This is a genomic window from Brumimicrobium oceani, from assembly GCF_003143775.1.
Taxonomy (GTDB): Bacteria; Bacteroidota; Bacteroidia; order Flavobacteriales_D; family Crocinitomicaceae; genus Brumimicrobium; species Brumimicrobium oceani.
This window is the reverse complement of the sequence record NZ_QFRJ01000004.1, coordinates 54222-75339: the sequence shown is the minus strand read 5'-3', so window position 1 is coordinate 75339 and position 21118 is coordinate 54222. Positions and strand designations below refer to the sequence as shown.

Genomic DNA, 21118 nt, shown 5'->3' with positions numbered 1-21118 from the left:
AAAACGATAAAACACTTTAATAACACATCATGAATATTCAATATCTCATTATTTTATTCTCAATAATTTTATCATTCAATGCTTTTAGCCAAGAAGATCATCCGCTACAAAAAGTGGATAGCTTACTTGAAGTTCGTCAGCCCAATGCGGCTCAGGCAGAGTTGTGGGCCGCAATAGAAAAAGCTAAAACGGATAAAGACTACGCAACGCTTTTAAAAGCATATCCCTATTTTTTAAGAATGCTAAATCCTTTGGATAAAGAAGAAAGGGCAGCGCTTTATTTAAAAATTTTAGAAAGCACAAAAGAGCTTCCTGCTCCTTCAAATTCAATTGCTCAACTCCAAATGATTCAGCAATTGACATTTAATAATTATCAATGGATGAGTCCCACTTATTTGAAAATTTACGACTCTTTAAATCTGAGTGAAGATACAGTACGACATAATTTTATTTTGGAAAATATTGAATCATTAGAAAGTCGATTAAGTGAATTAAACGAATACGATTTTAAGCCATTTCAAGAAGTTTTGCTTAAAGAAAACGATAGCCTCTTTATTTTAAATACTGTTTCAGATTATGTCGGATATCAACTCATCAATTTGTATGAATCTTCCGTTATTCAAAATGGAGGAAGTTTAAAGAATGCGAATTCAGATAAAAGTGAATGGTATTCAAAATCTCCTTATTTTATAGAGCTAGATTTTCCAAAGGACAATTTAACTGGTCGAATTTTAACTCTTTTTCAAGCCATTGAAAAGAATAATGTAAATCAACCAAATTATTTAAGCACTGCTGTTCACCAAAGGTTACATTATTTAAAAAGGACTTTTAATAATGAAGAGACTGTAAATTTAGCTTGGCAAGAACAGTTTGAATATTTCAAATCAACTTCCGCACGATCGAAATTCTTATTTGAATTAGCGAGAATCAAATACAAAAAAGGAAAAGGGTACCATTTTCAGAATAATCCAAAAGTTGAAGGATTATTGAAAGAAGCGCATGATGAATTAACAGCTGAATTAAAGCAATTTCCGAATAATGATTTCAAACATGAAATTGCCTCGTTAATTTCGATAATAGAAAATAAAGAAATCAGTATTTCAGCGCCAAATGTCTACGGATTAGATAAAAAGATTCCTTTTAAAATTCAGCACAGAAATTATTCTAATCAAGTTCTTCGAATTTATAAAGTAGAAGATTTCAAACCTTTTAAAAATAGTAATCTTAGAAATTATGCTTTTGAAAATAAACTGACTTTAGTTAAGACCTTAAACCTATATTTAAAGAACTTGCAGTTATTCCAAGAAAGAAGTACTGAATTGTTTTTGGATGAAATTTCACAGCCTGGACATTACTTTATTGTAGCCACTAAAGATGAAAAACCTTTAAGTGAACTGGCAAAAGATTCTAAAACTTGGAATGATGAACAGATTTATTTCACTCAATTAACCATCGCAGAAATGAGTGCGACTTCAACATCTAACAATGGTGAGTTTACTGTTTTGGTTATTAATGAAAAAACTGGTGAGCCAATTAAAGGAGCAGCTGTTGAGCTTTTTTATTCTGATTACAGAAAAAGTCGAGATTTGATTGCTTTTAAAAATGGAAAAACGGATGAAGACGGACTTTTTAGTCATTCAATAGCAGATAAAAGAGGGATTTCCTACACCGTAGAATACGAAAGCTCTCAGCTATACGGGAGTGAATACATGAGGTTTTCAAATGAAGAAAGGGAAATTAGCCGTGTTGAGTTGTTCACGGATCGCTCAATTTATCGACCGGGTCAAACAGTTTACTTCAAAGGAATTCTGTTTCAAGGCAAGGACAACGATTACAAGGTTTTAGCCAATAAGAAGGTTGAAATTTTATTCAAAGATGCAGCTTATCAGGAGGTTTACAAGAAAACTTTAACTACCAATGAATTTGGAAGTATTGATGGTAGTTTTCAATTACCAAAGTCTACCTCTTTGGGGAATTTTAGTTTGATCGCAAGGGGTGAATCTGATGTGAACTTTGGTTCTTCAAGTATTCAGTTTTCAGTAGAAGAATACAAGCGCCCAACTTTTGAAGTGAAATTAAATCAACCCAAAGAAGAAGCTAAACTGAATAATACGGTTTCAATTACAGGAAACGCAAAAGCTTTTGCGGGATATGGTATTTCAAATGCGCAAGTAGCGTACACGGTTTACAGAAAATGGAACCGTTACTGGAGATATTATAATGCTCCATCTTCTGGCGATTTGTTGAAAGAAGATACAGTAAAAACTGATCTAAAAGGAGATTTCACCATTGACTTTTTTGCTGAGGTAGATCCAAATGCAGTAGAAAATGCTTACTACACTTATGAAGTTAAAGTAAAAGTTATCGACATTTCTGGAGAAACACACGAAGAAAGATTGTCCTTAAATTTAAGCAAAGTTGGACTTTCTATTCAAGTTAATGCGCCTAGTAAATTCTTTACCCATGAACAGAAGTTTGCAGTAATTGATGTGGTGAATCTTTCAGGAGCGAAACAAAAGAGTTACAGTGGGGAAATTGAGGTTTGTCAATTAAAGTCAAATCCGAAATTCTTAAATAGAATTTGGCAAAATACCGAAGTTTCTCAATTTGAAAAAGATGAATTTTCAACCTTATTTCCAAATATGAAATGGAATGCATTTGAGGATAAATCATTCAAAGAAGAATTGATTAAAACAGTTCCTTTCAATTCTGGAGATTCTTTAAAGTTGAATGACTGGATCAACAACGAACAAGGAAATTATGTGTTGAAGTTTCATTCCATAAGCAACGATGGAGATACCATCAAAGCGGAACACAACCTAGAAGTAATTGATGTGAAATCAAAGGAAATTCCTCAACACAATGCTTTGTGGAGTTTTACTTCAGCCGATGAGGTGAAAGTAGGTCACGATGTCGATTTCCAAGTGGGTTCTTCTTTCGAAAATGCAAAAGCGTTGGTTTCCTTCTACAGAAAAGATGAATTAGTAAGTAGAGAATGGGTGGATTTGAAAAACAGATTCTCAAAATGTTATACCGTTCAGGAAGAAGATAGAGGCGTTTTGACTTATGATGTTGTCCTTTTCAATAACGGGGTTTTCTATAGAATAACAAAGCAAATTCAAGTGCCATTCAGTAATAAAGAATTAAAGATTAAAACTTCAACTTTTAGAGATTTGTTAGAACCAGGTCAGAAAGAACAATGGAGTTTTACCATTCAAGACGAAAATCAAGAATTCGTAAAATCGGAATTAGCAGCGACTTTATATGATGCTTCATTGGATCAATTTCGTGGACATTCTTGGAGTTTATTTCCATACTACTCTCGAGGTTATTATGTCGATTGGTCAAATAATTGGACGCGATCATTGAATAGAAGTGGATCTGGTGGGCTGGATTGGGAATTGAGAAATATGCTGAACCAAGATAATTTGAGGTATAAGTATGTTGAAACAAAAAATCCATATAGAATTATTCATGATTATGATCGTGCTTTCAGTCAGAAGGTAACAAGAGAAGATATTTCCCGACTACCCGGAAGATCAAATAATATTGTTTCCTCACAAGAATCAGCAGATGTAGCAGAAATGGAAAGTGATGAGGTGTCGTCAGGAGAAATGGAGAATGAAAGCACTTCTGCATTCGGTGAGCAAGGAGAGTCTGCAACAAAATCATTGAATCCAAGAACTAATTTCAATGAAACTGCATTCTTCTATCCAACGATTTATTCCAACGATTCTAATGATTATGTGTTGAATTTTACTTTGCCAGAATCATTAACGAAATGGAAATTATTGATGTTGGGTCACAACCAAGAAATGCAGATTGGAACATTCCAAAAGGAGGTTGTTGCTCAAAAAGAATTGATGGTAACAGTCAACGCTCCAAGATTTGTGAGACAAGGAGATGTTATTGATTTTGCTGCAAAAGTGGTGAATTTAACCAAAGAAGAGCAAACAGTAGAAGTAATGTTGATGCTGAAAAATCCGTTAACTGAGGAAAGATTGAATTTAATTGGTCGTCAACCTTTGAGTAAAATGGTAACAATTGCTGCTGGAGAATCTCAAGAAGTAATTTGGAATATGAATGTTGGAAATCAAGAAGTGATTCAATATACAATTACAGCTTCGAATGAAAACTTTAGCGATGGAGAGAAAAATGTGATTCCAGTTTTAAGTAATCGAGTTTTGATTACAGAAACCAATCATGTTTTATTGAGAGAGCCAGGGAAAACAACGCATGATTTCGATTCTTTTAAAAATCAGAACTCTTCCACTTTAGACAATAAATCGTTTACAATTGAATACACAGATAATTTGGCTTGGAATGCTGTGATGGCCTTACCTTACTTGAGTAAGCAAAATGACCAAAGTGTAACTTCCCTTGTGAATAGCTATTATGCGAATGCCATTGCAGAAGATATTGTGAAAAGTAATCCACAAATTCAAACGATTTTCAATCAATGGAAATCTAAATCTCCTGATGCTTTATTGTCGGAATTAGAGAAAAACGAAGAATTAAAAACTATTCTTTTGAAAGAGACACCTTGGGTAATGGAAGCCAAAAGCGAAGCAGAACAGCGTCGCAGAATTGCCCAATTATTTGAATTGAATCAGTTGGTGGATAATCAACAGAATATTTTAAATGAAATCAAGAAAAACCAAAATTCAGATGGCGGATTTGGATGGTTTGGTGGTGGAAAATCGAATGTTTACATCACCCAAAACTTATTGACACGATTTGGACAGTTAATTCGATTAGGCATTGGGATTTCAAACTCTGATCAATTGATTCAAAAAGCGGAAAAGTATTTGGCGAATTACCAAATTAAGTATTACGAAGAGTACATTAAAGACAAAAAGAACTATACTTTATCTTCTATGGATGTTTATTGGTTGTATTCTAGAACTTTCTTTAAGAATGAAAACAGCCAATCAATTGATGAGGTGGAGAATTTCTATCAAGAGAAATTAAAGAAAGACTGGACGAAATTCAACCCTTATTTACAAGCCATGATTGGAATGTATTTTAAAAGTGAGAATATCAATGACAAGGCACAGTTGGTTTACGCTTCTTTAAAAGACAGAGCAAAGAAAAACTCACAATTAGGAATGTATTGGGTCGAGAATTCAGGATATTATTGGTATCAAAACAACATTGCGAGTCAAGCCATGATTATTTCATTCTTCCAAGTTATGGATGCTCCAGAAAAAATGATGGACGACATGCGTTTGTGGTTAATTCTCAACAAAGAAAGTAACGCTTGGGAAACAGGAGTTGCAACCGCAGATGCCGTTTATGCGATTCTTTCTTCGGGAAAAGATTATTTAAGTACATCAAAAAAGCCAAATCTAAAAATTGGAAATCAAAAATTGGTTTACAATTCTACAACTCAAAAAGATGAAATAGAAGTAGAGTGGACGCCAGGATTAGGTCAAGTGAAAAACAAATGGACAGGAAGTGAAATTACTCCTCAATTGGGAACAGTTGAAGTAGAAAGATTTAATGAAAGTCCGGGTGTTTTAAATATGTATTGGCAATACACCGATGAATTATCAAAAATCAAAAGCAGTCAGAACAAATCGATGGAAATTCGAAAAACCTACCGTCGAATTGTAGCCGGAGCAAAAGACGAGAAAGGAATTGTAGATTCTACATTCACAGTTGGAGATAAAATCGAAATAGAATTAATCGTAACTGTAGACCGAGATTTAGAATTCGTTCACATTAAAGATTTACGTCCAGCTGGATTTGAACCAACAATGACAACAAGCGGATATAATTACGGAAAAGGATTGTATTATTATCAAAGTCCGAAAGATGTTGCTATGGATTATTTTGTGGACAATATGCCAAAAGGAACATATAAATTCACCTACACAGTTTATGCAACACACAGCGGAAATTTCAACAGTGGAGTTGCGGAGATCCAATGTCATTATGCACCGAAGTTTTCTGGGAATAGTGGGGTGATGGATGTTAGAATTGGGAGGTAGGTTTACACGACACGTAAAGACGCACGGCCGTGCGTCTTTACGTGTCGTGTAAAAACCCAATCATTCATCTTTCAATCTGTCATAACCCCAATTTTTAGGATTGAATCGGATATAATATTTTATATTCTGATACTCTACATGATTTCGTACCACATGGTCGTGATAATTGGGTTGAAAAAAATGATTCTTTCGATTAAATTTCGGAATATTTAGTTGATGTTCATCGATATAATCATCAATTTTTGTGTTAACTGACGATTTGAAACCCGCTATAAATGAAGAAATAGATTGAGGCAAGCGAATGGGACGATTTCGTTTGATTTTCAAGTGCCGAAAATTTTCATGATTTTGTTGATAGTCCTGCCTTTTCGGTGCTTTTTTTATTTTTAAATCATTTCTTTTTTTGGATTGATTAATTTCAACGAGTGCGTGAATGTGATTTGGCATTATAATATCTTCATGTTGAATTAATTCGCTGCGTATTTGAAAAGATTTTTCAAATTCAGTTTTTACAATTTTTCCAAAATCAGAATGTATCATTTTTTTATTCTTGATTTCACCTAAATTGCAAATTCGGTTTTGGGTTATAATTGTGATAAAATAATAACCATTGGCAGAATAATTCCAATTGAGTTTCCGATGGGAGTCGATTCTGTATCTATTTTTATATTTTTCTGACATCGTACAGTTTTTTAGAATGAATGATTACAAAACTGAAAACGATAACCCCAATATTTATTGATTTGATTTAGGTGGTTATGGTTTTGTTTTGTGAAAACAATTTTTGTTTGTATTGAAAATAGGGATTTATATTGAAATAATGTTTGATTTGATGATTTTTATTTTGATGATTCGATAAATGATTGTTTGAAATCATAACGTTTTGAAATGGGGAATTTCGAATCGGTTGTGTTTTGTTGTTGTGTTTTGTTGTTGTGTTTTGTTGTTGTGTAGAGACGCACGGCCGTGCGTCTCTACACAACAACAAAACGTCATACGCAATCTAAACCCCAAACTCAACCCCAATGTCTTAACCAACCAAAAAAAATACCATAAGACCCTGTAAAATAATAGATAGTCACCAATTTTTGTCTGTTTAAATAAAATATTTTAATATTACCTACTTAAATTTTTAGCCTTGTCTAAAAATAATACATATTTGTAAAAAAAATAAAATTTATGAATATTAAATATAATTTACATTTAGCTATTTTCACCGCCTTTTTGTTGTTCAGTTCAACTGGTTTATTCGCGCAGACGACAATTATGGGGGTGGTTCAGAGTAAGAATGCTGAACGTTTAGCATGGATTGACATTGTCGTGGAAGGCATGAACCAAGGCGCAACCACAAATGCCGCAGGTGAGTTTACCATTTCTGGTTTGCCTACTGGATCATATCAACTAATTTCTCGATCATCAGATTTTCTAAATGATACCATTTCGGTTGTTTTAAAAGACAATAACCGAGTGAATGTAGTGTTTAAATTACAATCCATAACCACCAATTTTGATGAGGTGGTGATTTCTGGAACAATGCGAAGTGTGCGTAAATCTGATAGTCCAGTTCCAATCGAGGTGTATTCTAAAGAGTTTTTTAGATCAAATCCAACTCCTTCAATTTTTGAGTCTTTACAGACGGTTAATGGGGTTCGTCCGCAAGTAAATTGTAGCGTTTGTAACACTGGAGATATTCATATCAATGGGTTGGAAGGTCCTTACACCATGATTTTGATTGACGGAATGCCAATTGTTAGTGGTCTAGGATCTGTTTATGGATTAAACGGAATTCCTCAAGCATTAATAGAGCGTGTAGAGATTGTAAAGGGTCCTGCCTCAACCCTGTATGGCTCTGAAGCAGTGGGTGGATTAATAAATGTGATCACAAAATCAGCGCAGAATGCTCCCGTTTTTACAGGCGAAGTTTTTGGTAGCTCTTGGGGAGAAATAAATGCTGATCTTGGATATCATGCTGACATTGGAAGTAGATTGTCTACACTTGTAGGGGTGAATTACTTCAATTACAGCAACCCGATTGACAATAACAATGACGGATTTACAGATGTTACTTTGCAAGATCGTTTTTCTATTTTCAATAAATGGAGTTTAAAACGTAAAAACAACCGTGTATTCTCTTTTGCAGGTCGTTATGTATACGAAGATAGATGGGGAGGAGATATGGATTGGACTCCAGGTTATCGTGGTGGAAGCGAACTTTATGGGGAAAGCATATATACCAGCCGATGGGAAGTTTTTGGAAACTATCAATTGCCATTTGATGAAAAAGTAATGTTGATGTTTAGTGCAAATGGTCATGATCAAAATTCTTATTATGGAGACATGTCTTATAATGGAGTTCAAAATATTGGTTTTGGACAATTAACATGGGATAAAAAGCTAGGTAGACATAACTTACTGTTAGGAGGTGCAATGCGTTACACCTATTATGACGACAATACAAGTGCTACAAATTCATTGGTTAATGGAGAAACTATAAATGAACCTTCGGAGACTTATCTTCCTGGTGTTTTTCTGCAAGATGAATGGAGATTAAATGAAAAAAATACCGTTTTGTTAGGGATGAGATATGACTACAATTCCATTCACGGGTCGATTTTTACCCCGCGCTTAAATTACAAATGGACTTCCACGAACAAATTGAACATTTTACGACTAAGTGGTGGTTCGGGGTATAGGGTGGCAAATATTTTCACAGAGGATCATGCTGCACTCTCTGGAGCGAGAGATTTAGTAATCTTAAGTGAGATTCGACCAGAAACATCTTGGAATGGTAACATCAATTTTGTGAAAAAACTGAACTTTAAAAACGGCTTGTTTCTTAATTTTGATGCAACTGTTTTCTACACTTATTTTGATAATAAAATTATTCCTGATTACGAAACAGACCCTAACTTAATTATCTATGATAACCTAGACGGCTATGCTGAATCTAAGGGAGTTTCATTAAATATGGATATTCGTTACAAAGGTCTTTCTGCGCGTATTGGAGGAACGGTAATGGATGTTTCTAGTGTTGAAGATGGAGAAAGAATACGCCAAGAGTTTCAAGAGGAGTACACAATGACTTGGAATATTGGGTATACATTTGCGAAAGCTAAGGTTAAGATTGATTATACAGGAAACTTATATGGTCCGATGAAGCTACCATTGTTAAGCGAAAACGACCCTAGAAGTCCTGAGTCGCCTGTTTGGAGTATTCAAAATATTCAAGTGACAAAAGATTTCAAAAATGGATTGTCTATATTTGGTGGAGTGAAAAATCTATTGAATTGGACTCCAGCCAAAGGTGAGCCTTTTATTATTGCTCGAACGCAAGATCCCTTTGATCAGAATGTACAATATGAAGCCAATGGAGATGTGATGCAAACTGCGGAAAATCCTTATGGTTTAGTTTTTGATCCGGCTTATGTTTATGGACCAAATCAAGGAATAAGAGGATTTCTTGGATTGCGTTATACTATAAAATAGCCTTCGAAAGAAAACAACAGTTTTTCCGTTCCGATTGATTGGAATGGAAAAACTATTTAAACACCAGAAAAAGTATTCATTCAATGAAGTCTATTTTCGGGAAACTCTTAAATGAAGTATGAGCTAACTCTAATTTAAAAAATGATTAAAGCAATGAAAACAAAAATTTACTTGTTCTTAATTTTTTTAATACCACTTTTTTCGCAAGCGCAATTGAATGTGTATTCTGCAAATGAGTTAGACAGTTTGCAGTATTTTGAGGAACGTCCGGTTTTGTTCTTTATTAAAACAGATTGGTGTTCGATTTGCTTGGGAATGGAAAATAAGGTTTTACAAAGTGATTCTGTTTCTGAAATTCTGAATAAAGATTATTACTTGGTGATCTTGAATGCAGAAAGCAAAGAGGATGTTGTTTACAAAGGAAAGCGCTTTGTTTATGAGCCTACTGGTTTAAACGAGGGAAAGCACCAATTGGCTATGCAATTGGCAAGGAAAAATGGTGAAGTTAGTTTTCCCAGTACGGTTTTAATGATTGGAAATGATGTTGTTTACAAAAACAATAGTTTTATGAATCAAGAGGATTTATTGGAGGTTTTGAAATTGGTTTCTCACCCGCGGTAGGAACCCAACTCATTGCGTCTTTATGGGTAAATAGGTTCTGAAATTTCAATGAATAAATTAATAGGGTTACCAATCTAGATCATTAGTCCCATTATTAAAAGAGATCTCTCGTCAACTTGTTATGCTCTAACATAACAAATTTCTGTCGAGCTTGTCATTCCGATGAAGTGAAACGACTGAGGGATTTTTTCATATTCAATAAGGATAATTTTTAAATAAAAGAGAAAGGGTTTATTAATTAGCCTTAATATGTTATACCTAACGACTTATCTTGGTAACCCAATAAAATAAATTACTCTGGCAGGGTCCAATCTGTTTTGTTATTGAGTTAATAATGGAACTGTCAGAGTTTTTTAATTTTTTCTGATAAACAAAAAAGCCTGTCCATTAGCTGATGAACAGGCTTTTTTTTCAAAATGAATAAACGCAAAAGCAAAAAGTTATAGCTTCTTATTTTGAATTAATTTACTCCCAAAATCTCATCCACCGTATTAAAAGAAATCGCGTGATAATTCGGTCTTGCTTCTTTGTAAACTGATTTTCCCCATTCCAAACTTTCTTCTGAAGTATTTGCTAAAGTTGTGTATAGTGGTTCCAAATATTTCCTTCTTCCCACTTTCGTTAAGAAGGCCTTCATTTCTGGTCGAATTCCTTTGTAGTTGTTTTTAATTCCTAACACATACCATTCAGACATAATTTCAGAATTTCCACTTCCTTTGAAATTCAATTGCTTATCAATGGCCATCATTTTGTTTGTGTCTAATTTCCCATCAAATGCTCTAATAAAAGCCATCCATTCTTGCGTTGTTTTATCTGCTCTTTTCAAGTCTTTAGGCATCCCTTTTCCTTCTAGAATACTATTGGCTAATTTTTCTGCAATTGCAAATTTTTCGGACTCAACTTGCACAATGTTATCCGGTATTCCTTCACCGTAAATCCATTCTTCAGTGTTGAATTCAACATTTAAGGGAGTTAAAAGATTTTCGTTGAGGTATTTCACAAAGTCCTCTGTAGTTAAGGTCCCAAATTTATGTGCATTGAAATATTTGATAATGAATTCATCGAATTTTTCTCGTCCCACTTCTTTCTCCAGTGTTTTTAAGAAAAATGCACCTTTCCCATAAGCAATGTCAGTCATTCCATCATCTGGGTTCCTGTTGTCTAGCGCCAATTTCAAATGCGTGTCCTTTTCATTTCCTTGGGCATTCATTTCAGCAATAGTTTCCTTTAATTCCTGCAGCTCAATTATTGCTAGCATATCAGCTACTTCTTTACCATAAACTCCTTCCATTATTCTGTTTTCAAAATATACGGTAAACCCTTCATTCAACCAGAAATCATCCCATGAAGCATTGGTAACTAAGTTTCCAGACCAGGAATGCGCTAATTCATGAGCTACAGTGCTTACTAAACTTCCGTCTCCTGCAACGAGGGTAGGAGTCAAGAAAGTTAATCTTGGGTTTTCCATTCCTCCAAATGGGAAAGAATAAGGTAGTACCAAGACATCGTAGACATCCCAAAGGTATTTACCATATAATTCTTCCGCAACAATCATCATTTTCGGAATGTCTTTAAATTCCTTTTCAGCGGCATCAATCATGTGTGGTTCGGCATAAACACCAGAGTTTTTACCTAGCTTTCTGTATTCTAACTCCCCAGCAGTCAATGCGATTAAATAGGAGGGGATAGGCTGTTTCATTTCATGACGAAACTCATTATTTCCGTTTAATTCAGTAGGGTTTGTAGCGCTCATAATTGTTGACATTCCCTCAGGAGCTTTCACGGTCGCTGTATAAGTAATTCTGTTTTCAGGAGTATCTTGAATTGGAATCCAAGTTCTTGTTAGAATGGCTTGTCCTTGAGTATAAACGAATGGATACTTTCCACTTCCTGTTAATTCAGGTGCCAACCAACCAAGAGCCTCAGCATTTGGAGAAGTAGAGTAGTAAACATTCACAAATAAATCTCCCACTTGTAAGTCTACAATGAGTGGTGAGCCCAAAAGCGAGTCATATTCACCAATCTCGAATTGGGTTTCTGTTTCGTTGTTTCTTGCACCTAAGGTAACCTTTTTGATGTCTAGGTCTTTAATGTCGAAATAGACTTTGTCGAAACCTTCATTTTTTACACGGTGTCTCGCTACACCATCAATGGTTTTGTTTTGCACGTTCAGCGCTAACTCTAAATCTATGTGAAGTGTTCTAACTTGATTTAGCCTGGCGTAACTGTGGTTTGTCACAACAACTTCATTTTCTTCTGTTTTGTTTTCAACTGTTGTTTCCTCCTTATTTCCCTCTTGATTACACGAAAATAAAGCCAAAATTGTAAATGCGGTAAAAATTTTTTTAATCATACTTAAGTGTTTATAAAGTGTAAAAATAGGACTATTTATGAGGTATTCGATAAGTGAGTTGATTTTCAAATGTAGCCTAATGAAAATTGAGTGGCTAAATGCTGTTATAAATCAACGCGTACCCTTTTCGTCGAAAGGGGAAGTGTCGGTCAGAATCGGGTTGTCTATTTGATAGATGAAAATTAGAACATTAGTGTTTTTTGAAGTAAGAAAAGTGTCTATTTCCCTGGTTAATATATCCTTTGTTCTTGTATTAGAATCTTGTTTGCAGAATTAAGATGACCACCAATATCTCTAAAATGACGAAGGCTTTGTAGATTGTATTTCTTTCTTCCCTAAACTAAATTAACGTAATTTGGCTAAGGCTCAATAATTTTAATTATTTTCACGACCCAAATACTAATGAAACAAGTATGAGTTTAGATGCAAGTGTGAAAAAAGAGTTCTTAGGACATCCAGTAGGATTGTTTATTTTATTCTTTACGGAAATGTGGGAAAGGTTCTCATATTATGGAATGCGAGGTATTCTTACCTTATATATCGCAGCTTCTGCTACCGCAGTTGACCCAGGATTAGGATGGAGCAGTAAAGATGCAATTTGGTTGTATGGATGGTATACCATGTTTGTTTATGTAGCTTCTATTCCAGGGGGGTGGATTGCCGACAAGTTTTTAGGGCAAAAAAAGACGGTAATGTACGGTGGACTCCTGCTGTGTATTGGTCACGGGGTTTTGGCTATTCCGCAAGATTGGGCCTTCTTTACGGGATTGGCATTAATCATTTTAGGTGTAGGTGGATTAAAACCGAACATTTCTACAATGGTTGGTGGTTTGTATGCTCCAGGAGACATTAGAAGAGATAGCGGTTTTACTATTTTCTACATCGGAATTAATATTGGTGCTTTCTTGGCAAGTATTTCAGTTGGTTTAGTGGCTTATTACTATGGCTGGCACTACGGATTCGGTTTGGCAGGTATCGGTATGTTACTAGGGCAAGCAGTTTATATTTGGGGACAAAAGTTTCTTGTTGGTGTAGGTGAATTTACAGGAGGTGATAAGGTGAGTCCAGCAGAAAAAGCGGCAGCAAATAAACCTTTATCTAAAATTGAAAAAGATAGAATTATTGTACTTTTAATTTCTTTCCTAATCGTTATTGTTTTCTGGGGAGCTTTCGAGCAAGCTGGAGGATTAATGAACCTTTACACTGATACTAAAATTGACAGAACAATTGGATTGAGTTGGATGGAGGAAATTCCTGCCGCAGTGTTCCAATCTTTAAACGCTGCCTATATTATTATTTTCGGAACTGTAATTGGTGGTTTCTGGGTATGGTGGAAAAAACGTGGTAGAGAATCTTCTTCTCTTTTCAAAATGGCAATTGGTACCATTATCATGGGTCTTGGATATGTATTTATGATGTTCGCATCAAAAGAAGCAAGTTCTGAAACTTTTGGTAAGGCAGCCATGTTCTGGATTTTCCTTTCGTACTTATTCCACACAATTGGAGAGCTTTCAACTTCTCCAGTTTCCCTGTCTTTCATTACTAAGTTGGCGCCTTTAAAATATGCATCTATCATGATGGGTATTTTCTTTGCTGCAACAGGATTTGGTAATAAATTGGCCGGAAGTATTGGAGAATCTTCTCAGTTAACTCCTTATTCTGGTGAGGTTGTTTTTGATAAAGGTCAATTAACGGATTTCATGGTAAAAGATTCTATGGAAATCAAGAACCAAAACAATAAAATTGTTACCGTTTATGATTATCCAATTAATGAAGATAAAAACTTTGAAATAAAAAGTAATGTATTTTTGGAAGACAATCAAATTCAGTTTGCTGAGTTCGAAACACAAAAAGATTTGAATGGAATGTTCAAACTAGAAGACGAACGTAAGTCTGAGTTAAAAGAGGTGCTTGAAGAGAATAATGCAACTAGAGAAACTCCTTATCATGCGCGTCTAGTGTTCGAAAAAGATGGTGAATCTGCAAAAAATATTGAAAATAAAGGTGATGGTAAAGATTATGGCGTTTCATTTGTTTTAACAGAAGAGCAGAACGAGCAAGAGTACCAAACCTTTATGTGGCTGACTATTTTCACAGTAAGTTTCGGATTCCTTCTTTTATTGTTCCTGAAAAGATTGAAGAAATTAACTCATGGCGCAGAGGATAAAGAGGTTGAAGGCCTAGAAGCAGAGGGCTATGAAATAGCAGATACAGAAATTAAGGATTAATAAAAAGGATTACCAAAATAAGAATAACAATAAAGAATAAGTATGGCAGAAGCAGTTGATAGATCTCAGCATGATGAGTTCTTTAAAAGTAAAGTTTTAGGTCACCCAGCAGGGTTGTTTGTTCTCTTCTTTACAGAAATGTGGGAACGATTCTCTTTCTATGGAATGAGGGTTCTATTAATTAACTTCCTTACCATGGCTGTTATTGGAAGTAATCCAGGTTGGGAATGGACTGCAGAGAATGCGGGAGCTCTTTTCGGGACCTATGCTGGTTTGCTTTATCTAACACCAATTCTAGGTGGAGTAATTGCAGATAAGTTTACGGGATATCGTGTTGCGGTATTAATTGGTTGTGTTATCATGACTTTAGGTCATGCTTCCATGGCTTTCGAAACAGAATTCTCCTTGTACATGGGGTTAGCACTTCTAGTTCTAGGAACAGGATTCTTTAAGCCTAATATTACCTCCATAATCTCAGAAATGTATACCTATCTTCCTGAAAAGAAAGATGGAGCGTATACCATTTTCTACATGGGGGTAAACGCTGGTGCATTCTTCGGAATGATGCTTTGTGGTTATCTTGCAGAGCGCGTAGGCTGGTCATGGGGATTCGGATTAGCAGGTGTTTTCATGCTATTTGGAACAATTCAGTTCTTGTTAGCTAAGCCATTGTTTGGTAAAATTGGTGGAAAACCAGTTCGCCAAACCAAAGAAGAAAAAGCTGTTGAAGTTAAAGACTACAAAGAGAATAAGTTCACAATGGTGGATAAGGTGTTAATTGTTGTTACTGCAATCATTGGACTTTTATATTTAATTAATGACCCGGTTTCTAAAATTGGTGGTGTTAATCTTTTACCAGAGGAGTTCTTATTATCAAAAGACACTTTATCTGGAGATTTAGTAATCATTATTGCGGGTGTAATTTTGTTTTTATACCTCATTATCACGCGAATTATTCGTTATGAAAAAGTGGTGAGAGACAGAATGATTGCCGTTATTATTTTCGCATTCTTTACTGTATTGTTCTTTATTCCTTTTGAACAAGCCGCAACTTCAATGGTAATTTTCGCCAGAGATTACACAGATCGTGTTTTGACTGGAAATTCAGCGCTCATCTTTAATGTTGTCAATACATTGTTAACGGTTATTCCATTGATGATTATTACTTGGGTACTTTATTTATTGAATAAGCAATCATTTAAAAAGATACCAGGAAGTAACATTACTTTGGCCATTTGTTTTGCCTTGGTTTGGGGAGTTGTAGTTTGGATGTTGGTTCAAGATTTCTCTACTAAATCTTACGATGTAACTTATCAAGCGGTTCAAGTAGAAACTGAGGTTGATGGAGAAATGGTAAAAGAATTTGTTCCAATTACGGAAGCAAGACCTTTACAAGCAGGAGAAGTGGCAGAAACACAAACTTTGAGTATTTCATCAAGTAGCGAATTGAAAGTTGGAGAACCTGTTGCGGCTCACTTAGAGCTAGGTAAATACCAGTATTTGGATGATCAAAAACAAAATCAATTGGCAATCGATTATGCTGACAAAGGTTTGCAGTCTCAAATCGTATTAGGTGAAGTGGCAGAAGTGAAAGACAATGAAGTTGAAATTACGGTTTCATGGTTTAGTATCTTGAATTCATTCTTCATTATTGCATTTGCTTCTTTCTTCTCTAAATGGTGGGAAAGTAAATACAATCCATCTGCAGCAATGAAGTATGCTTTAGGATTGATTTTAGTTGGAGTTGGGTTCGCAATTTTAGCTTACGGTTCAAGCTTTATTCCTCCAGGAGCAGAAGCAGGAATGGTGCGGGTGAGTATGGTTTGGTTAGTCTTGGCGTATTTATTCCATACCATTGGAGAACTCTGTTTATCACCTGTTGGACTCTCTTACGTAAGTAAATTGGTTCCGGCAAGAATGATCGCATTGATGTTTGGTATGTGGTATTTGGCCATTGCCATTGGAAATAAAACAGCAGCATCTTTGGGGGGAATGGTTGAGCAAATTCAGGAAGAATACAGCTTGTCTACTTTCTTCTTAATCTTTACTGCTATTCCAGTAGTTGCGGGTATTCTTATCGCAGTGTTAAATCCACTGTTGAAGAAATTAATGCACGGAGTAAAGTAGTATTTACAAGAAAATGTATTGTTATATCAAAACCGGTGATTCAATTCATCGGTTTTGTTTTTTTAAGAAATCAAACAAAATAGTATTATGGAAACAATAGAATTTAACCTCGAAGGAGAATATATAGAATTACTTCAATTATTAAAAGCAGCTGGAATAGCCCAGACAGGAGGTCATGCAAAGATGATGGTTGATGAAGGAGGTATTGTGAGAGATGGAGAAGTAGAAACACGTAAACGCGCTAAGATTCGTAAAGGTGATGTAGTGGAAGTAGAGGGAAGTGTAGAGATAATTATAAAATAGAGGGTTTGATCAAGGATTTATTGGATATTTCTAAAATTTAGACCATTTGTTAAAAGTAATATTACTTTGACAAAATTGTGAAATTACGAGTAGCTAGGGTTGATAGAGGTGAAATCAGACGACAAGACTTTATCGTGATAGTAGTTTAACTTTTATTGTTTGCTATAACTATAACGAACTTACATGCTAAAACCTTTATCGTATTAATAATTATCCTTTCTCTTCTCTGAGCAATCCTGTGCTATCCTTCATTTACTTTGCGAATCTCTGCTCCTCTGCGCAACTCTGCGTAATCCTTTTTTTTACCCTGCGTCACCTTATCTATACCCCTACCTCTTCGATCGCTGCATCGGATTTTCATTCATTCTTTGCTCCTGGAACAATTTAAACCTTGTAGGTTCAACTTTCCTTGGCCAGCTGTTATTGCTTAAATCTGTATCTGCTGTTTCTAAATACGGATCCAATGAAAAAGAAGTCACTTCTTTATTGAAATACAACACTTTTGAGGTCAGATAATTATGTCTTCTCCAAATTTCAGCGGGAATCCTAATCACTTCCTCAGTGCCATCAATAAATTCAGCTTTAATGATTAAAGGCATTACGAGCCCGCCTATATTCTCGAAGTTTAATTCGTAGAAATGCAAACCACTATTTAAAAGCTCTTTGTCTGCTTGACTTAATTTGTTTTGTAAGGCTTCAAAATCTTGTTGGTCTGCCGGTTCTATTTCAAAAGGATCTTGCTTATTGTAGTAATCTGCTAATTCTGGTTTTCTCTCAAGCCTTGTTTTATTTGTGTCAGCCAAGTTGCGTTGAGTTCCGATAAATTCAGAAGCTCTTTCTGATTCAGCTTTTTCAATTTTCTTTTCAATTTGTGGATTTCCTGTGTTCATTTGAAACCACTTCACATCCGTCATTGCGATATCTACGTGGTCTGTTGTATAGAACCAACCTCTCCAAAACCAGTCCAAATCTACTCCAGATGCGTCTTCCATCGTTCTGAAAAAGTCTGCTGGGGTGGGGTGTTTAAATGCCCAACGTTTAGAATAGACTTTAAAGGCGTAGTCAAATAATTCTCTTCCCATAACTGTTTCTCTAAGAATGTTAAGAGCTGTTGCTGGTTTCCCATAGGCATTGTCTCCAAATTGCCATATCGATTCAGAATTGGTCATGATTGGGGAAATGAATTCTTTGTCTCCTCCCATATAATCGCTAATCATGTAGGCTGGACCTCTTCTCGAAGGATAATTGCGTTCCCATTTCTGCTCTGCAACATATTGTAAAAAGGTATTCAAACCTTCGTCCATCCAAGTCCATTGGCGCTCATCGGAATTGATGATCATTGGGAAGAAATTATGCCCCACTTCGTGAATAATTACTGACATCATTCCATATTTTGTCCGTGGAGAATATGTTCCATCTTTTTCTGGTCGACCAAAATTGAAACAAATCATAGGGTACTCCATTCCTATAGATGCAGCATGAACAGAAATTGCAACGGGATAAGGATAGGGGATTGTGTGATCTGAATAAACCTCTAAGGTATGCGCCACGACTTCCGTTGAATACTTTTCCCACAAAGGATTTCCTTCTTTCGGATAATAGGACATTGCGAGGGTGGTTTTTCCATCAATTTTTACCGGCATTACGTCCCAAATGAATTTTCTTGAAGAAGCAAATGCAAAATCTCGCACGTTTTCTGCCTTAAATTTCCAAACCATGGTTTTCTTTGATTTCGTTTTTTCGTTCTCCGTTGCTTCATCTTGATTAATGATGATTGTAGGTTTTAAAAAGTCTTTTTTTGCGGCAGCTAAACGTTCTCTCTGAATACTGCTTAGAACTTGAGATTCATTTTGAAGAACTCCTGTGGCAGCAATTACATGATCGTCTGGAACCTTAATTTCTACGTTATAGTCTCCAAAAGGCAAGGAGAATTCACCTCGACCCAGAAATTGTTTGTTTTGCCATCCTTCAACATCATTGTAAACACACATTCTTGGGAAAAACTTGGCAATGGTATAAAGGTAATTATCGTCTTCTGGGAAGTATTCATAACCTGCTCGACCACCAATTTTCATTCTGTCATTAATGTTGTACCACCATTTCAAATCAAAACTTATGGATTTTCCTGACTGTAATGGTTCTTTTAAATCAATTCGCAACATGGTTTTGTTAATCGCGTATTCCATGTCCTCTCCATTAGTCGCTTTGATGTATTCTATTTTGTACCCACCATCAAACTCAAACATTTTACGGTGAACTTTAGCAAGTGTATTGAAATCTTCCATCCTTTCTACTTGAATAAGTTTAGAATCGGAATTCTGAGCACGCATGTTTTGGTCAAGTTGTAACCACAAATAATCTAGTTGGTCTGGAGAATTATTAATGTAAGTAATGCGCTCTTTTCCATGAATCATTTGCTTTTCGTCGTCTAATTCAATGGAGATGTCATAGTTGGCTTGTTGTTGGTAATATTCATGCCCAGGTGCTCCAGAAGCTGTTCTGTAAACATTTGGTGTTGCCAATTCTTGTTTCAACTGACGAAACTTATTCATGTTAATGTTTTCAGTATTGTCGTGTCCTTGACTCCAACTGTTCAGGCAGCTAAAAGCGAAGATAATTGTAAAGAGTATTTTCATAATTCAATAGTTCTTTTTGATCTGGTGTTTAGAAAAGTAACAAATTGTTTCCCTTCCGGCTTGAAAAAAGTGAGCTTGTTTTGTTGCAAAGGGAAAAAGTTCATTAATAAATCGTATTTGATTGTCATAGATTTTGGTTGCTTCATTTTCCTGGAAGTTAAGAAAAAGACAACTTGGTCATTATCATTTATTTTCATTCCAATTAAATCTAAGGCCAGCGTGGAATTTTGCACAAATAACTGAAACCCTTTGGTCAATTCTTGTTCAATTGTGTTTAAATAAATAGGATTTCCAATACAATCTTCCAGTCTAGGAATCGCAATTCCTTTATCTTTTAGGTAATCCTCTAAATCGTGACCCGTCACTTCCAATGAAATTTCAAATTGCTCTGTTTGCGGGTTGTATTGCATTTCTGCAAAAGAGAAGTAGAACTCATGTGCACTTGCATGAAATGTGAACATGAAAACTGTTGAGATAAGAGTGAGTTTTAAAGCCATAGAACTGGCTAATTTACTTAAAATCTTTTGAATAAACATGAAATTTAAATAATGATGCACCGTGAGTTGTGAAGTGAATTAGTGGCTGCTGAAACTAGGGAACTAGACAAAAAGATAAAATGTTCATTTGTTAACCATGTTCGCGATACGTGAACATAGTAGTTTCATGAACACTTGCGTTTTTCAATCTAACGTAATTTGAAATTGATAAATTTGTAATCAATTAAACCTTACCTTTGAAAGTCATCAAAAACACATAATTCAAGTTGAAATTAATTATTATTTTGCTCAGTATATCTTTTTTAACGATTTTCGTAAGTTGTGAAAAATGCAACAATGAAGAACCTACTGCCAAAGTTATAAATAATGGAACTGCCAGTGTGAGTTTACAAATAACATCATCTGTTGGGAATGTAATTTCAATTTCAGAACTGGGGAAAGGCCTAATCTCTTCAGAAGAAAGTTACTCACCCGGAGTAGCAACAATTAGTGGCTCCATTGATGGCATTCAATTGTCAGAGTCTGTTAATATGAGCGAATGCACCTCTTATGATATCACCATCACCAGCGAAAACAAAATCTCAATTTTTTCGCAGGATAAAAATTAATTCTACAGTTTTTTCCAATATTTAATTTGTAGAAAATTCTCCTCTGTGGATTAAAATACCTCAAACACCTAATTCTTCTTTTTCCTTGTGAACTTTGTGCCTTCTCCGCGGCCTTTTCGGTAAAACCCTCTGCGATTCTCTACCCTCTCAGCTCAACTTTGCGTAATTCTTCTTTTCTCCTGCGCACCTCTACCGTAATCCTTCCTCTCCTCTCCCCACAACATTCTTGTCACATAGATGTCAGATGTAATATAGAAGTCTTAAAA

At 35.3% G+C, this 21118-nt stretch carries 11 protein-coding genes; 7 read left to right on the top strand and 4 right to left on the bottom strand.

Features of this window, described 5'->3' with window-relative positions:
* The first annotated feature begins 29 nt into the window (after nucleotides 1-29).
* Entirely contained in the window at nucleotides 30-5993 is a 5964-nt protein-coding gene (locus tag DIT68_RS06795; protein WP_109359075.1) for an alpha-2-macroglobulin family protein, read from the top strand.
* A gap of 60 nt (nucleotides 5994-6053) precedes the next feature.
* Here DIT68_RS06795 and DIT68_RS06790 read toward each other — a convergent pair whose 3' ends face one another.
* Nucleotides 6054-6674: a transposase gene (locus tag DIT68_RS06790; RefSeq protein WP_109359074.1), complete on the bottom strand. Its 621-nt coding sequence runs from the start codon at nucleotides 6672-6674 to the stop codon at nucleotides 6054-6056.
* 498 nt (nucleotides 6675-7172) lie between these two features.
* On the opposite strand from DIT68_RS06790, the gene DIT68_RS06785 reads away from it, so the two are divergent.
* Nucleotides 7173-9479: a TonB-dependent receptor gene (locus tag DIT68_RS06785; RefSeq protein ID WP_109359073.1), complete on the top strand. Its 2307-nt coding sequence runs from the start codon at nucleotides 7173-7175 to the stop codon at nucleotides 9477-9479.
* A gap of 153 nt (nucleotides 9480-9632) precedes the next feature.
* Nucleotides 9633-10100 carry a thioredoxin fold domain-containing protein gene (locus DIT68_RS06780; RefSeq protein ID WP_146194148.1) on the top strand — a complete coding sequence of 156 codons (468 nt, stop codon included), beginning with the start codon at nucleotides 9633-9635 and terminating at the stop codon, nucleotides 10098-10100.
* A gap of 460 nt (nucleotides 10101-10560) precedes the next feature.
* Here the strand turns inward: DIT68_RS06780 and DIT68_RS06775 are convergent, their stop codons facing one another.
* A complete protein-coding gene (locus DIT68_RS06775; protein WP_109359071.1) occupies nucleotides 10561-12453 on the bottom strand; it encodes a M1 family metallopeptidase in 1893 nt (630 codons plus the stop codon).
* Nucleotides 12454-12866: 413 nt separating this feature from the next.
* On the opposite strand from DIT68_RS06775, the gene DIT68_RS06770 reads away from it, so the two are divergent.
* From DIT68_RS06770 to DIT68_RS06760, 3 genes are all read left to right on the top strand, one after another.
* Nucleotides 12867-14681, top strand: coding sequence for a peptide MFS transporter (locus DIT68_RS06770; protein WP_109359070.1), 1815 nt, complete (start codon nucleotides 12867-12869; stop codon nucleotides 14679-14681).
* 42 nt (nucleotides 14682-14723) lie between these two features.
* On the top strand, nucleotides 14724-16808 hold the full coding sequence (locus DIT68_RS06765; protein WP_109359069.1) for a peptide MFS transporter: 2085 nt from the start codon (nucleotides 14724-14726) through the stop codon (nucleotides 16806-16808).
* Nucleotides 16809-16895: 87 nt separating this feature from the next.
* Entirely contained in the window at nucleotides 16896-17111 is a 216-nt protein-coding gene (locus tag DIT68_RS06760) for an RNA-binding S4 domain-containing protein (RefSeq protein WP_109359068.1), read from the top strand.
* A 329-nt stretch (nucleotides 17112-17440) separates the two neighbouring features.
* Here DIT68_RS06760 and DIT68_RS06755 read toward each other — a convergent pair whose 3' ends face one another.
* Together DIT68_RS06755 and DIT68_RS06750 are read right to left on the bottom strand one after the other, a co-directional pair.
* Nucleotides 17441-19747 carry a M1 family metallopeptidase gene (locus DIT68_RS06755; protein ID WP_109359067.1) on the bottom strand — a complete coding sequence of 769 codons (2307 nt, stop codon included), beginning with the start codon at nucleotides 19745-19747 and terminating at the stop codon, nucleotides 17441-17443.
* Complete coding sequence (locus tag DIT68_RS06750) at nucleotides 19744-20283, bottom strand: DUF6702 family protein (protein WP_109359066.1); 540 nt, start codon at nucleotides 20281-20283, stop codon at nucleotides 19744-19746. Before DIT68_RS06750 ends, DIT68_RS06755 begins: the two co-directional genes overlap by 4 nt.
* 227 nt (nucleotides 20284-20510) lie before the next feature.
* On the opposite strand from DIT68_RS06750, the gene DIT68_RS06745 reads away from it, so the two are divergent.
* Nucleotides 20511-20852: a hypothetical protein gene (locus tag DIT68_RS06745; protein ID WP_109359065.1), complete on the top strand. Its 342-nt coding sequence runs from the start codon at nucleotides 20511-20513 to the stop codon at nucleotides 20850-20852.
* Nucleotides 20853-21118: the final 266 nt, after the last annotated feature.

Bases quoted from the DNA above. Each gene is read 5' to 3' on its own strand.
- DIT68_RS06795 (WP_109359075.1), top strand. From the start codon at position 30: ATGAATATTCAATATCTCATTATTTTATTCTCAATAATTTTATCATTC.
- DIT68_RS06790 (WP_109359074.1), bottom strand. From the start codon at position 6,674: ATGTCAGAAAAATATAAAAATAGATACAGAATCGACTCCCATCGGAAA.
- DIT68_RS06785 (WP_109359073.1), top strand. From the start codon at position 7,173: ATGAATATTAAATATAATTTACATTTAGCTATTTTCACCGCCTTTTTG.
- DIT68_RS06780 (WP_146194148.1), top strand. From the start codon at position 9,633: ATGAAAACAAAAATTTACTTGTTCTTAATTTTTTTAATACCACTTTTT.
- DIT68_RS06775 (WP_109359071.1), bottom strand. From the start codon at position 12,453: ATGATTAAAAAAATTTTTACCGCATTTACAATTTTGGCTTTATTTTCG.
- DIT68_RS06770 (WP_109359070.1), top strand. From the start codon at position 12,867: ATGAGTTTAGATGCAAGTGTGAAAAAAGAGTTCTTAGGACATCCAGTA.
- DIT68_RS06765 (WP_109359069.1), top strand. From the start codon at position 14,724: ATGGCAGAAGCAGTTGATAGATCTCAGCATGATGAGTTCTTTAAAAGT.
- DIT68_RS06760 (WP_109359068.1), top strand. From the start codon at position 16,896: ATGGAAACAATAGAATTTAACCTCGAAGGAGAATATATAGAATTACTT.
- DIT68_RS06755 (WP_109359067.1), bottom strand. From the start codon at position 19,747: ATGAAAATACTCTTTACAATTATCTTCGCTTTTAGCTGCCTGAACAGT.
- DIT68_RS06750 (WP_109359066.1), bottom strand. From the start codon at position 20,283: ATGTTTATTCAAAAGATTTTAAGTAAATTAGCCAGTTCTATGGCTTTA.